The sequence below is a fragment of the Roseibium sp. 10G30-5 genome, assembly GCF_055809635.1.
Genome location: NZ_JBVVUH010000001.1, coordinates 1 through 12,671, shown reverse-complemented (window position 1 = coordinate 12,671; position 12,671 = coordinate 1). Strand labels below are relative to the sequence as shown.

The following is a 12,671-nucleotide window of genomic DNA, read 5'->3' as shown; positions in this document are numbered from 1 at the left end:
TCAGGCGAACCCATCGCTCTGGCTGGCATGAGCAAGGCGCAAAACCGTCTCCAGGCCGCCTGCCTTCATCCGGTCAAGCGGCGTCTGACCCGGCCGTGCCTGACCATGCGCTGCCAGATCAGCAGGCTCTTTGCCCGCCACCGCACTATCTGGCGTCAACAGAAAATCCAACACGAGCCAGGGACTTTCCGCGCCCAGGCCCTTGATCACATCGGCCAACCCCGCCACCACATCCTTGTCCACAAACTGGCAGCGCGGATAACGCCAGGCGCTGCCTTCGCGCACGGCCAGAAGGGACTGCGTGCGACGGCGCTTGTCGACCGCCTGCCGCGAAATCCCACCAAGCGCCTGACCCGCCTCTTCGCTGCTCAAGGTGCCTCCGGCGGCTTCCAGCAGTTGCTCACGATGTTCGACGCTGCGCGCTTCCACCGACACGAGAGGATCCAGCTCCGCTGTCGCCGCACTGATCAGATCGGAGCGCGCCAACAAGCTGGCGATGGCCCCTGCCCCGGTTTGCGCCGACAAGGCCTCGATGATCGCCTGATCGGGCATATGCACAACCATGGCATCCAAGGCGGCGACGGCACGTTTCAAGAAAGCTTCCTGCACCGACCCATGCACGGCGTGCAGCTTGAACGAAGTGGAAGAAGTGTCGTCTGACGCCATGAAAAGGTCCGTCGTCTGGCCTGAATGCTATGCCGGACACTATATGTCCGCAGCGGTCGCTGCGCGAGTCCAAAGAACCGCCCACTGGACCTGGGCGCAGACTGGCACTTGGCGCGTCAGACCAAACCTCTGCATGCCGTCACAGCCCCAGCAAACGCGGCAGCGTCATGATCAACCCCGGCGTATAGGTGACAATCAGCAGAATGACAAAGAGCACCGCATAGAACGGCACCATCGCCCCCATCACCTGCTCGACTTTCATCTTGGCAACGCTGGCCCCGATAAAAAGCCCTGTGCCCACTGGCGGAGTGATGGTGCCAATGGCGAGGTTGAACACCAGAATGACGCCGAAATGTACCGGATCATAGCCAACCTTCTGCACGATTGGCAGCAGAATGGGCGTGAAGATCAGGATGGCCGGGCCAATATCCATGAAGCAGCCGACAACCAGCAACACCGCATTGACGATCAACATGACGATGATCGGATTGTCCGACACACCCAGAATGAGGCTGGACACCGCCGCCGGAATGCCGGTGAAGGCCATGGCAAATGACAGGGCGGCCGACGCAGCAAGCAGCATCATGATCGAGCCGGTCATTTGTGCTGTTTCCAGCAGAAATGCCGGCAGCCGGGTGATCGGCGTGGTCCGGTGAATGACGAAAGCCAGAAGCATGGTGTAGATCACCGCAATGCCAGAGGCCTCCACCACCGTGACAACCCCGAAGATAATGCCGCCGATGACCAGAACAATCAGGAACAGGCTGGGAATGGCTTCCAGCACGATGCGTCCGGCCGCCGATGCCGAAACGCGTTCGGCAATCGGATAGCCGCGCCGCCAGGCATGATGAAGCTGGTCAGCGCCATCAAAGCCAGACCCCACATAACGCCTGCCACCGCGCCGCCCAGGAACAGCGCAGCGATGGAGGTGCCGCCAGAGACCAGCGAATAAATGATGAAGGCGGTCGTTGGCGGGATCAACATGCCGGTAGGCGCGGAAACAATATTGACGGCAGCGGCAAAACTGCGGTCATAGCCTTCACGCACCTGCGTTGGCACCATGACACCGCCAATGGACGTTGACGCGGCAATCGCTGATCCGGAAATGCAGCCGAACAGCATATTGCCCGCGATGTTTGTTTGCGCCATGGAGCCAAGGTATGCGCCCGGAAATCAGCTTGGCGAAATTGACCAGCCGCACGGCAATGCCGCCGGAATTCATGATCACACCGGAAAGAATGAAGAACGGCACGGCCAGCAACGAAAAACTGTCCAGACTGCCGAGCATCTTTTGCGCAGCGGTGAAAAGCGCCATGTCGGGCGGGGCCACCAGCAGAACCGCAGAAATCGCAGCTCCGACGATGGACACGGCCAGCGGAATGCCAAGCAGTGCCAGCACCGCAAACACACCCACCATGATCAGACTTGCAGTTCCAGCCATGATCAGTCTCCGGCCACGACGGCTTTTTCGATCGCATCCGCTTCTGCCGCCCCACCGCGCAGCAGATCGACCAGATTGAGCACACTGTAAACAACCATCAGACAGCCCGTGAGTGGCAAAGCGGCATAGATATAACTCATCTGGATCTGAAGCACGGCACTGCGCTGATGTTCGGCGATTTCGACGCCGCGCCAGCCGCCGATGATCAGCACAGCCACCGCAAACACGATGAACGCCACCGGCACCAGCGCTTCCAGAACACGGCGGGCGCTGTCGCCCACCATATCCCGCACCAGATCAACGGCCATGTGCGTGCCCCGTCCGGTGCATAACGCAGCCCCAAGCAGAGACAGCCAGATGACACCGAAGCGCAGCGCTTCTTCAGAAAAGGTCGAAGGCGCGTCGAGCACATAGCGACTGATTACCTGCCAGTGCCAGCACCACAACCATGGCCGCAAGCAACAGGCAACACACCGCCCCGACGACACGATCCAGAACACGACGCACCATTGAGGTCATTATTTGCTATCCGCAACCGCGCGGATCTCCTGATAGACCTTGTATTTGTCCTTTTCGGACTTCAGGTCGTCATACATCGGCTGCACAGCCTTTTGGAACTGGGCAATGTCGGGATGAAAAATCTTCACGCCAAAGTCTTTCTCAGCCTTTTTGCGGGCCGTGGCCACGGCATCATTCCAGTACTGACTTTTCAAACGCGGTGGATTCCTTGGCCGCGTCTTGCACCGCCTTGCGCTGGTCGGGCGTCAGCCGCTTGAGGGTGGCCGTCGAGATCAACAGAATGTCCGGAATGCGTGTGTGGGCATCAAGCGAGAAATTCTTCGCCACTTCGCCGTGACGGGCAATGGTCAGCGCAAAGACATTGTTTTCCGCGCCGTCCAGCACGCCCTGCTGCAAGGAGGTGTAGACCTCGCCCTGGCCCATGGCGATTGGCGATGCCCCCAGCATCTTCATCATCTTGATCGACGTCGGGCTTTGCATGACGCGGATCTTGAGACCCTTGAGGTCAGCCACCGTCTTGACCATCGATTTGACGGTGTAAAAGCTGCGCGCGCCGCTGTCATAATAGGTCAGGCCGACCATGCCGGTCGATTTGGTTGAATCGTAGATCGGCTGCATGATCTTCTGATCATCCATGACCTTGTAGAAATGCTTCTGACTGTCGAACAGATACGGCATCGAAAACACGCCATAAACGGGCGAGAAACTTTCCATCAGCCCGCCGCTGACCTTGGTCATGTCAAGCGTACCGCTTTGCACCATCTCGACAAGCTGACGCTCACCGCCAAGCTGGCTGTCAGGAAAGAACTGCACGGTGACATCGCCGTGGGTCTTGTCCTTCAGGATGTCGGCAAACTTGTGCATCGCCTTGACGGTGGGTGTGGCGTTGCTGGCATAGCCGAATTTCAGTGTCGTGGCATGGGCCACCGACAAACCGGCCAAAAGGCATGTACCAGCCAGAAGCAGACGAGATTTCAACATGGTTTCCTCCCAGAAAATTGCATACGGACCAGGCTCGCTCCCCTCCCAAGGGGCGGCCAGATAAAGGGTCGTCAGATAAAGGATCTCAGGTATTCGCTGAGACAGAACATGGCCATCGCCTGTACCATAGGGCATCGAGGTCAGTTTGATCTGCCGGTAATAGTCCAGATCGTCGCCCATGGCGGTGCCAAAGGAGACATTCTGCAACTCGCCTGCCTCGGAGATATTGGCGACAACGCCCTGAACCGCTTTTTCGGCAACCGCGCGGAAGCGCGGATCGAGATAGCGCTTGCGCACGCCCTTCAAAAGACCATAAGCAAAGCCCGCCGTGGCAGAGGTTTCCAGATAGCTGTCAGGATCATCCAACAGCGTATGCCACAGGCCACTGGCGTCTTGCAGCTTTTCCAGCGTCTCTGCCTGCCGCTTGAACAGCGCCAGCAGATGACGGCGCAGCGGATCGCCTTCCTTCAGGTCCAGAAGATCAATGAACTCTGGAATCACAATGGTGATCCAGCTGTTCCCGCGAGCCCAAAGTGCGTCGGCGAAGTTGTGGTTCTCCTCAAACGTCCAGCCGTGATACCAGAGGCCGCTGGCCGTATCGGCCAGATATTGCGCATGAATGAGAAACTGATATTTCGCCTCCTCGACGAAGTCCGGCCTGTTGAGGACCAGACCGATCTTCGCCAGAGGCATGACGCTCATCATCAGCGTGTCGTCCCACATCTGCTGATGATTGACGCTGTTGTAGACGATATGCTGCAAACCACCGTCGCGGGTGCGCGGCATCTCGTACATCACCCATTCCGCCCAGGTTTCCAGATAGGAAGCCGAAACCGGGTCCGGATTGCGCTCATACAGATTGGCAAGCGTCAGGAACGGGGCCACCGTATTGATGTTCTTGGTCGGTGTGCCCTCGGACAGCCGCTGGTGGAACCAGTCAGTGATGATCTCCATGGCGCGGGCATTGCCGGTCAACTGCCAGTATTTGAACAGGCCGTAGAGACCGATGCCATGCGTCCACTCCCAGCCAGCCCAGCCTTTCGTATCGATGACACGCCCGTCGTCCAGCCGCAGCAGGAACTCGCCGGTTGTATCCTCGATGTTGATGAGGTTGTCTGTCAGCCGGTCAATCAGATCGCAGACCTGAGCGCGGGTCAAAAAGTGATCACGCTGCGCCAGCAGCGGGTGCATTCCCATGAAAACCTCCCAAAAACACGCTTCAAAATTATGAAACGACGTTCCGAAAATTAAGCAACCATAATTTAAAAGGTTTTGCAAGCGCCTTGTCGAAACCTGCAATACAAGTTATTTAATGAGTAATATCAGCGTTATATGCTTTTTTGCACACACCGCTTGACTTTGTTTTTTTGAATTTTCAAAATGAGGTTCCAAAATTTATAGAATGGCCCATGTCCACAGAACGCCCACAAAAGCCCGATAATGTTGCCTCGGTTCTGAAGGTCTTTTCGGTTCTCGAAGGACTGGCGGAAGGCAAGCTTGCCACGCTGGCGGACATTGCCCAACGAGCGATGACCTCCAAGAGCACGACCTATCGGTTGCTTCAGACCATGATTGATCTGGGCTATGTCGAGCAGGATGCCGATACCGAGCGGTATGGCTTGACGCTGAAATTGTTCAGTCTCGGCGCCCGAACGTTGCGCGGACAAAGTGATCTGCTGCGAGCGGCGGATCGGGTGATGGGGCGCCTGTCACGCGCCACAGGGGAATCCATCAATCTGGGTGTTCTCGACGAGCACGACCAGCGTGTCGCCTACATTCACAAGTATGATTCCATCTATAATCTGTCGATGCAATCCACCCTCGGCATGCGCAACCCGCTGCACAGCACCTCGCTTGGCAAGGCATTGCTGGCCTGAGCGGTCGGACGAAGAAATCCGCGAACGCCTGTCACGGATGACGCTGACGCCCGTCGCACCGCACACGATCACCGACCCGGATGCGCTTCTGGCACAGTTGCAGGCCTCACGCCAACGCGGCTTTGTGGAAGAGATTGAAGAAAGCGAGGCCGGTGTGCGCTGCATGGCCGCTCCGGTGCTGGATCATCTGGGACATTCAGTGGCCGCCATCAGCATTGCGTTCCCGCTGTTCCGGTTTCACGAAGACCGCAAATCCGAATATATTGAGCTTCTCACCGCCGCCAGCCTTCAGGCCTCACAGGCCCTCGGCTATTCCGAAGACCTCATCGCCAAGGCAATGCCGCAGGGATGAAAACTCCCCACCCGCTCAATCCGCGGGCTCTACGTTGATAATTTATAGGCATTTTGTCTTCGATGCCTATGCCACGCGTGGGCTATAAGACTTAAATCGGCTTTGTTAACGCTCTGCCCCTCAGCAGAGGACGGCAACGCCTGCGGCGGCGCATTTGGGTCCTTTTCCGCAGAATATCATATATTTCACAGGTATTTATGGCGCGTATTTGTAGTCGGGCAGAGAGGCTGCATACCGCTGCGTTTTCCGTGTTCTGGCTGCATTGCCTGATGCCTGCGGTTGTAGTCGGCACCCGATGTCCAGTTTTTGTACTTGATGCAGGGCGTACTCTCTCGGCTATACATAGGGATCGTGGCCTAACCGAGCGGAGAAGCATCGGCATGAAGCAGTTCACACACCCGAAGCCTGCACTTCCCATGAAAAGAGACGTGCAGTCACAAGTCCCTATTTCGGGCGTGAGCGTCTTCAAATGACAAAGAGCTGCATATCACCTTCGAAAAAACTTCAGGCACGCATCAAAGAGCAGGGAACATGAAAAAACTCGCCATCGTACTCTCAAGTTGCACTTTCCTCGCCGTTTCCGGCAGCGCTGCATTTGCAGAACAGTGGGATATGCCGACCGCATATCCGGCCGACAACTATCACACCGTCAACGCACAGACTTTCGCGGACGATGTGAAAGCCTGCACCGACGGCAAGCTGGATATTCGCCTGCACCCGAACGGGTCGCTGTTTGCCGGTGGCGAGATCAAGCGCGCCGTCCAGCTTGGCCAGGCCGCAGATCGGCGAGCGACTGCTCTCCGCCCATGCCAATGAGAACGCTGTTTTCGGCTATGATTCCATCCCGTTCCTGGCAACTTCCTTTGACGCTTCGGAAAAGCTGCGCGAGGCGGCCGAGCCAACGTTGAGCAAGGTGCTCAAGAAGCAGAACCTGACGCTGCTCTACACCGTGCCGTGGCCGCCTCAGGGCCTGTTCTTTGAAAAGAAGATCGACAGCGTGGCCGACATGAAGGGCATCAAGTTCCGCTCGTACAACGCGGCAACCGCCCGTTTTGCCAGCCTTGCCGGCATGATTCCCGCCCAGATCGAACAGGCGGAACTGAAGCAGGCTCTGGCGACCGGCGTCGTCTCCGCCATGATCACCTCGGCTGCGACCGCTGTGGACACCAAGCTTTGGGAAAACATGAAGTACTTCTATGACGTCAAGGCCTGGTTGCCGCGCAACAGCGTCTTCGTCAACAGCAAGGCCTTCGCCGGTCTGCCGGAAGCCTCGCAGAAGTGTGTCACCGACGCCGCTGCCAAGGCACAGACACGCGGTGCCGCCAAGGCCAAGGAGCTGACCAGCACCTTCGTCAAGACGCTGACCGACAACGGCATGACCGTGACCGAAGGCTCTCCCGAGTTGCAGGCAGGCCTGAAAAAGATCGGTGAGACCATGACGGCTGACTGGCTGAAAACCGCTGGAGCCGACGGCAAGGAAATCGTCGACGCCTACAAGAAGGGCGAATAACCCGTCATCTTGCTGGTCCCGCCTGCCATTGTGGTGGCGGGGCCAGATGCCATGTCGAGCCTGCCAGGCTCCCCTCCCCTCCCGGCACCCTCCGGAGCCCTTCATGCGTCGCGCACTCGACAGGTTGTACCTGATTTCCGGCTATGCAGCCGCCTTGTCTCTTGTGGTCCTTCTGGGCCTCATCGTCACCCAAATGGTGTCTCGCTGGTCCGGCCTGCTGTTCAAGGGCGGCGCAAACTATGCTGGCTACGCCATGGCATCGGCCACCTTTCTGGCGCTGGCCTATGCGCTGAACACCGACACCCACATTCGCGTCAACCTGTTCATCGATCTCTCAAAGCGCTGGCGTCGGATGATGGAGATCTGGGTCTATACGCTTGCCTCGGTGACCGGTCTGTTTCTGGCCTATTACGCCATCCAGTCCGTCTCATTTCAGCCACATGATCAATGACGTGTCCTAGCGCTAGGGACGCAACGCCGCTGTGGATCCCACAAACGTTCATGGCCGTGGGGGCCTGTCTCTTTGCGCTGGCGCTGGTCGACAATCTGGTGCGTATTCTGTTCACCTCCTTTCCCGGTATCGGCGTGACCCGCACGGACCTGAAGGAGTTGTTTTTCTCTTCGCCCAAAACGGCGATGATCCCCTTTGTGGTGACACTGATCATCATCTATGGCTCCGCCAAACTGATGACAGGCTTTGATCCCAATGATGTCGGGCTGAAGGTCGGCGTCTTTCTCTTCGCCATGTTCTTTCTGCTGGGCACCGGACTTTGGGTTGGTCTGGCTCTCATCGGCGTGTCTTACATCGGCATGATCGGCTTTACCTCGCGCGATCCTGGCAGCGCCATGCTGATCAGCATCTGGGCGACATCCAGCAGTTGGACGCTGACGGCCCTGCCGCTGTTCATCTGGATGGGCGAGATCCTGTATCGCACCCGCCTGTCGGAGGACATGTTCAAGGGGCTTGCGCCCTTACTCAGTCGCATTCCCGGCGGTCTGCTGCATACCAATGTGGTGGGGTGCACGGTCTTTGCCGCAGTCTCCGGTTCCTCGGCCGCCACCTTGACCACCGTTGGCAAGATGTCGGTGCCCGAACTGCGCAAGCGCGGCTATCCCGAATACATGACAGTCGGCACGCTGGCAGGCGCGGCAACACTGGGTCTCATGATCCCGCCGTCGATGACGCTGATCGTCTACGGCGTGTCGGTCAATGAAAGCATCACCAAGCTTTTCATGGCCGGGGTGGTTCCCGGTCTCGTGCTGGCGGCTTTGTTCATGCTGTATATTGTCGGCTGGTATTTCCTGAAACCGCACCAGCGGCCAGAGCCAGAACTCTGGATCGGCTTTGGCAAGGCATTGCGCCGCTCAACGCTGCTGATTCCGGTCATCGTGCTGGTGCTTCTGGTCATCGGGTCCATGTACACCGGCTATGCCACGGCAACCGAAGCTGCCAGCTTTGGCGTACTGGGCGCTCTGGTTCTGGCGGCTTTCCAGGGATCGCTCACCTGGCGCACGTTCCTCGACAGCTTGCTGGGCGCCACACGCACGTCAGCCATGATCTCACTGATCCTGCTGGGCGCGAGCGCCCTGACACTGGCCATGGGCTATACTGGCCTGCCGCGTGCGCTGGCCGAATGGATCGGCGGCCTTGGCCTGTCCCCGATGATGCTGGTCGCAGCACTGACCGTGTTCTACATCATTATCGGTATGTTCCTGGATGGCATCTCTGCCGTTGTGCTGACAATGGCAATCATCGAGCCCATGATCCGGGCCGCTGGCATCGACTTCATCTGGTTCGGCATCTTCGTGGTGGTGGTCGTGGAAATGGCCCAGATCACGCCCCCGGTGGGCTTCAACCTCTTCGTGCTGCAAGGCATGACAAAGCACGAGATCACATATCTGGCGAAGGTGGCCACGCCCATGTTCCTCATCATGATTTTCATGGTGGGGTTGCTGGTCGCCTTCCCCGATCTCGCGACCTGGCTGCCTGCACACGTGCGGACCAACTGAGCCGGAAACTGATACAACCAGACTTCAGAAGGCGGCCAATGGCCGCCTTTTTCATGAGCCCCGGAGTTTCACGGCGTGCCCAGCACACGACGATAGAAGTCCACGAGTGCAGACACGGCCTGTGTCACATAAGGCTCCCGATCATAGAGGTCGTAATGTCCGGCGCCCTCGATCACCTGCAGGTCCTTTTCACAGGTCGCTTTTTCATAAAGAGCCAGCCCATCCTGAAAGGATCCGAAACGGCCGACCCTGCTGCCAACAATCACCTGCAGCGGACAGGTCAGCAGCTCTTCCACCAGATGAAAGGCATCAAACGCCATCAGCGGCCCCACACCGCGCAAGGGAAAACGGTTCGTTGCCCCCGGATGCTGACCACGTGGAGTGCGATAATACCTGACGGCATCAAGCAGATCGCCATCGCTCAGTCCCAGACCCTCGGCCTGTTTCAGGCTGTCAGGTATCCAGCTGCGCATTACCACCGGCTCACCACACGCCTCATGCGTACGTGCCTCGGCAACCTCATCAAGCATCCGCTGTGCACAGCCGGGCGTTCGTGGATTTCCTCAAGCTTTGGCGCAAGCATGGTTAGGTTAAAGCGGCTGCCTCGGCCCGGATCAACGCCGAAAACCCGGTAGGCAACTTTACCGTCAAAGGTCAGCCGCTGGAGATAGATGAAGCTTGCGGCGCGTTCGAAATCGATCCATGTGGCCGAATTGCATACCTTCAGTCGGTCAAACTCGCGGCGGCTTGTGATCTGGAATTTGCGGCAATCCATGAATCGCTAGTAGTGGCGCTACAGAATACGGAAGAGATTGACCACATCGCCCGACCAGTCATTAATCACTTCGCTCTTGGAAACCTTAGTCGCGACGGAAGAACACGCCGCCCATGCTGACAAAGACCTCGGCATAGGTCCTGTGGGGCGTTGCGTTGACCCGAGCGATGTTCGTCTTCGCAAGTTGCCGTTTACCGCAGCTATAGGCTGCTGATGGAGATGAGGGTTCAATAGGCGACAGATAGGGAAGGATTTCCATTTTCGAGGGCCCGAGAATCGGCCACTGTCAGAGTGCCTGCGAAAGCCGGCCGGGCATAGCAGTAATCTCAAGGTGCTGATGCAGAGCGAGTTCGTTTTTGCCGACTAGCCCCCCTTTCAGGGCCTTAGGGCAGCCCGACCGTTCGGTGGTTTGGCTTAATGAAAAGGTGACGCTGATGGACTTCGGTGCCGAGAATATCGCGAAGGCAATTCAACTGGCTGGGCAAGGCACCCAAGTCTTTGACAAGGCCATCGGTGCCGTTGGACGGCTTCGTGAGTTGCTGAGCAGCCCAAGGCAAGATGAAAACAGAGGCGAGTTGGATCAGTTGATAGTGGAGCTGAAACAGCAGTTGGTCGACGCGAAGCTCGCTAATGTTGATCTCAAAGAACAACTGAGCACGATTCGCGAAACTGTCATCGCCGAGGCGGAGAAAAGAACCGACCTTGGGCGCTATCGATTGCGCGAAACTCAGGCAAAGGACCGCGTTCTCACGTTGGTAGCTGACAAGCAACTCCCTGATGAGCCTATGCACTCGATCTGCCCAAAATGCGCTGAAGACGGCTTCAAAAGCGTATTGCAGGGTGGGCCTCACATTCTCAATTGTAACCGTTGCTCTGCGTCGTATCGGGACACTCCCTATCCGCCTATTTCTAAACGCAAGGGCAATTGGATCTAACACTCCAAATGTCATGTTAGCGACCACTTCTCCGCCCCCACTGCCTCTCCTCACTCGGCAACAGCTGCCCCTGCCCGAGATGCGGACCAGTCAGGTCTGCGGGTTTCCGTCTGAGCAGGCTCGGGACTGAGCCAGGAACAAACTCAGAGATGCAGGCTCAGATAGTCCGCAAGCGAACGAGCTTCGGGCGACAGGCGCTTTCGCCCTTCAACAAGCGCCAGTTCGGATGCGGCCGCCACCTCAAAACCATCAGCTGCACTCAGCCTGCGATGATCGGATAAGACAGCATCGGCTGGTAGAAGACTGATTCCAAGACCCGAGGCCACAGCGGCCTGCACTCCCATCAGTCCCTGACTGGTGTAGGCAACCCGCCAGTGCTTTCTGCCGCTCATCCAGATAACGGATCATCCGGTCCCGGTAGATGCAACCTGCAGGAAATACCGCCAGTGGCACAGGTTCCTGCGACCCGCTGCTTACAGTATCAGGGGCGGTGGTCTCCTCCGGTCCGCCAACCCAGACAAGATCTTCTTTCCACACCGCCAGAGCGGCACCCTCTCCCGGTTCCCGCTTGATCAGAGCCAGATCAATCTCGCCGGTCTCGAGTTGACGCCGCAGCTCCACACTCCACCCGCTGACAGTATCCAGCCGGATGTGAGGCGCGTTACGCGCAAATCCCGAAAGCAGATCAATCAGCCTGCGACCTGCAAAATCCTCCGGCACACCCAGCCGCACTGTTCTGGGTGCAACGGGATCACGGATCACACCCATCACCTCTTCGGCCGTGGCAAGCAACCGCCGCGCATAGCTGAGAAACAGCTCCCCTTCCTCGGTCGTGCGGATGCGACCTGCGGATTTGTCCCGCAACAACAGCGTGCGGCCCACGTTCTGCTCCAACTTCTTGATCTGCTGGCTGACAGTCGACTGGGTGAGATGCACTCTTTCTGCTGCGCGGGTGAAGCCACCAGCATCCACCACAGCGGCAAAGGTGCGCAGAAGATCCAGGTCAAACGGATAGGTCATTTGAATTTTCACTGATCAAGATAAGATCATTTAATTTCTCAATGATGCCGCTGCCTGTCAATATGCCAGTCAAACACAGGAGATCTTCATGACGCTTCCCGGCGCACGGCCAGAGTGGCTGACCTTCGACTGCTACGGCACGCTGATCCAGTGGGACGAGGGCCTGCTGGTGGCCATCGACCAGATCCTTGCCTCCAAAGGCGGTGCGGTGGATCAGCAGGACTTCATTCGCATCTACGATGAGCACGAGCACGCACTGGAAGCTGATACGCCTCACCGCAGCTTCCGGGAGGTTTGCGCCGTCGCCATGAAACGCGCCATGCAGCACTTCGGCCTGCCGTTTGATCCGGCCGATGCGGAGCTGCTGACGTCCTCCATCGGCAAAATGCCGCCGTTTCCAGAGGTGGTTGGCACACTACAACTGCTGAAGAAAGCCGGCTTCCGGCTGGCGATCATTTCCAACACCGATGATGCGATTATTGCGGACAATGTTGCTCAGTTGGACGGATGTATCGACCGGGTCATCACGGCGGAACAGGCACAGGCCTACAAACCTTCCCCCGCGATCTTTCGGCACGCCTTGGC

The 12,671-nt window shown here is 57.9% G+C and carries 14 protein-coding genes and 4 pseudogenes; 8 read left to right on the top strand and 10 right to left on the bottom strand.

Going from position 1 to position 12,671, the window contains the following annotated elements; all coding sequences use genetic code 11:
• The 7 genes and pseudogenes from AC0L7U_RS18905 to bglB form a co-directional block, all read right to left on the bottom strand.
• Complete coding sequence (locus AC0L7U_RS18905; RefSeq protein WP_473695969.1) at positions 1 to 666, bottom strand: DNA-binding protein; 666 nt, start codon at positions 664 to 666, stop codon at positions 1 to 3.
• A 139-nt stretch (positions 667 to 805) separates the two neighbouring features.
• Positions 806 to 2,107 (bottom strand): annotated as a pseudogene (locus AC0L7U_RS18900) (TRAP transporter large permease).
• Positions 2,108 to 2,109: 2 nt separating this feature from the next.
• On the bottom strand, positions 2,110 to 2,517 hold the full coding sequence (locus AC0L7U_RS18895; RefSeq protein WP_473695967.1) for a TRAP transporter small permease: 408 nt from the start codon (positions 2,515 to 2,517) through the stop codon (positions 2,110 to 2,112).
• Positions 2,489 to 2,626: a hypothetical protein gene (locus AC0L7U_RS18890; RefSeq protein WP_473695965.1), complete on the bottom strand. Its 138-nt coding sequence runs from the start codon at positions 2,624 to 2,626 to the stop codon at positions 2,489 to 2,491. The genes AC0L7U_RS18895 and AC0L7U_RS18890 overlap by 29 nt, the downstream gene beginning before the upstream one ends.
• Positions 2,626 to 2,820, bottom strand: a complete 195-nt coding sequence (locus AC0L7U_RS18885; protein ID WP_473696541.1) for a hypothetical protein — start codon at positions 2,818 to 2,820, stop codon at positions 2,626 to 2,628. The genes AC0L7U_RS18890 and AC0L7U_RS18885 overlap by 1 nt, the downstream gene beginning before the upstream one ends.
• A complete protein-coding gene (locus AC0L7U_RS18880; protein WP_473696499.1) occupies positions 2,798 to 3,490 on the bottom strand; it encodes a TRAP transporter substrate-binding protein in 693 nt (230 codons plus the stop codon). The genes AC0L7U_RS18885 and AC0L7U_RS18880 overlap by 23 nt, the downstream gene beginning before the upstream one ends.
• Positions 3,491 to 3,678: 188 nt before the next feature.
• Positions 3,679 to 4,798 (bottom strand): annotated as a pseudogene (gene bglB, locus AC0L7U_RS18875) (beta-galactosidase BglB).
• 218 nt (positions 4,799 to 5,016) lie between these two features.
• Between bglB and AC0L7U_RS18870 the strand changes: the two are divergent.
• The 6 genes from AC0L7U_RS18870 (at position 5,017) to AC0L7U_RS18845 (ending at position 9,356) form a co-directional block, all read left to right on the top strand.
• Positions 5,017 to 5,484 carry an IclR family transcriptional regulator domain-containing protein gene (locus AC0L7U_RS18870; RefSeq protein WP_473695963.1) on the top strand — a complete coding sequence of 156 codons (468 nt, stop codon included), beginning with the start codon at positions 5,017 to 5,019 and terminating at the stop codon, positions 5,482 to 5,484.
• Positions 5,485 to 5,521: 37 nt separating this feature from the next.
• Positions 5,522 to 5,836 (top strand): IclR family transcriptional regulator domain-containing protein, encoded by a 315-nt coding sequence (locus tag AC0L7U_RS18865; protein WP_473695962.1) that lies wholly within the window; start codon positions 5,522 to 5,524, stop codon positions 5,834 to 5,836.
• A gap of 531 nt (positions 5,837 to 6,367) precedes the next feature.
• On the top strand, positions 6,368 to 6,652 hold the full coding sequence (locus AC0L7U_RS18860) for a hypothetical protein (RefSeq protein WP_473695961.1): 285 nt from the start codon (positions 6,368 to 6,370) through the stop codon (positions 6,650 to 6,652).
• Positions 6,603 to 7,346, top strand: a complete 744-nt coding sequence (locus tag AC0L7U_RS18855) for a TRAP transporter substrate-binding protein (RefSeq protein ID WP_473695959.1) — start codon at positions 6,603 to 6,605, stop codon at positions 7,344 to 7,346. The genes AC0L7U_RS18860 and AC0L7U_RS18855 overlap by 50 nt, the downstream gene beginning before the upstream one ends.
• Positions 7,347 to 7,449: 103 nt before the next feature.
• On the top strand, positions 7,450 to 7,797 hold the full coding sequence (locus AC0L7U_RS18850; protein WP_473695958.1) for a TRAP transporter small permease: 348 nt from the start codon (positions 7,450 to 7,452) through the stop codon (positions 7,795 to 7,797).
• Positions 7,798 to 8,033: 236 nt separating this feature from the next.
• The gene (locus AC0L7U_RS18845) at positions 8,034 to 9,356 is read left to right on the top strand and encodes a TRAP transporter large permease (RefSeq protein ID WP_473696497.1); all 1,323 of its coding nucleotides are present in this window, start codon (positions 8,034 to 8,036) and stop codon (positions 9,354 to 9,356) included.
• A 68-nt stretch (positions 9,357 to 9,424) separates the two neighbouring features.
• On the opposite strand, the gene AC0L7U_RS18840 is transcribed toward AC0L7U_RS18845, so the two are convergent.
• Positions 9,425 to 9,886 carry an alpha/beta hydrolase gene (locus tag AC0L7U_RS18840; RefSeq protein ID WP_473696539.1) on the bottom strand — a complete coding sequence of 154 codons (462 nt, stop codon included), beginning with the start codon at positions 9,884 to 9,886 and terminating at the stop codon, positions 9,425 to 9,427.
• An 11-nt stretch (positions 9,887 to 9,897) separates the two neighbouring features.
• Positions 9,898 to 10,390 (bottom strand): annotated as a pseudogene (locus tag AC0L7U_RS18835) (DNA adenine methylase); the annotation flags it as partial.
• 175 nt (positions 10,391 to 10,565) lie between these two features.
• On the opposite strand from AC0L7U_RS18835, the gene AC0L7U_RS18830 reads away from it, so the two are divergent.
• Entirely contained in the window at positions 10,566 to 11,066 is a 501-nt protein-coding gene (locus AC0L7U_RS18830; protein WP_473695956.1) for a hypothetical protein, read from the top strand.
• Between the two features lie 143 nt (positions 11,067 to 11,209).
• On the opposite strand, the pseudogene AC0L7U_RS18825 reads toward AC0L7U_RS18830, so the two are convergent.
• Positions 11,210 to 12,086: pseudogene (locus AC0L7U_RS18825) on the bottom strand (LysR family transcriptional regulator).
• 88 nt (positions 12,087 to 12,174) lie between these two features.
• Between AC0L7U_RS18825 and AC0L7U_RS18820 the strand changes: the two are divergent.
• Positions 12,175 to 12,671: HAD family hydrolase (locus AC0L7U_RS18820; protein WP_473695954.1), on the top strand; the 497-nt coding region annotated here is incomplete at its 3' end.

Coding starts and splice junctions, on each gene's coding strand:
- AC0L7U_RS18905 (WP_473695969.1), bottom strand. CDS start 666: ATGGCGTCAGACGACACTTCTTCCACTTCGTTCAAGCTGCACGCCGTG.
- AC0L7U_RS18890 (WP_473695965.1), bottom strand. CDS start 2,626: ATGACCTCAATGGTGCGTCGTGTTCTGGATCGTGTCGTCGGGGCGGTG.
- AC0L7U_RS18880 (WP_473696499.1), bottom strand. CDS start 3,490: ATGCACAAGTTTGCCGACATCCTGAAGGACAAGACCCACGGCGATGTC.
- AC0L7U_RS18870 (WP_473695963.1), top strand. CDS start 5,017: ATGTCCACAGAACGCCCACAAAAGCCCGATAATGTTGCCTCGGTTCTG.
- AC0L7U_RS18865 (WP_473695962.1), top strand. CDS start 5,522: ATGACGCTGACGCCCGTCGCACCGCACACGATCACCGACCCGGATGCG.
- AC0L7U_RS18860 (WP_473695961.1), top strand. CDS start 6,368: ATGAAAAAACTCGCCATCGTACTCTCAAGTTGCACTTTCCTCGCCGTT.
- AC0L7U_RS18850 (WP_473695958.1), top strand. CDS start 7,450: ATGCGTCGCGCACTCGACAGGTTGTACCTGATTTCCGGCTATGCAGCC.
- AC0L7U_RS18845 (WP_473696497.1), top strand. CDS start 8,034: ATGACAGGCTTTGATCCCAATGATGTCGGGCTGAAGGTCGGCGTCTTT.
- AC0L7U_RS18840 (WP_473696539.1), bottom strand. CDS start 9,886: ATGCTTGATGAGGTTGCCGAGGCACGTACGCATGAGGCGTGTGGTGAG.
- AC0L7U_RS18830 (WP_473695956.1), top strand. CDS start 10,566: ATGGACTTCGGTGCCGAGAATATCGCGAAGGCAATTCAACTGGCTGGG.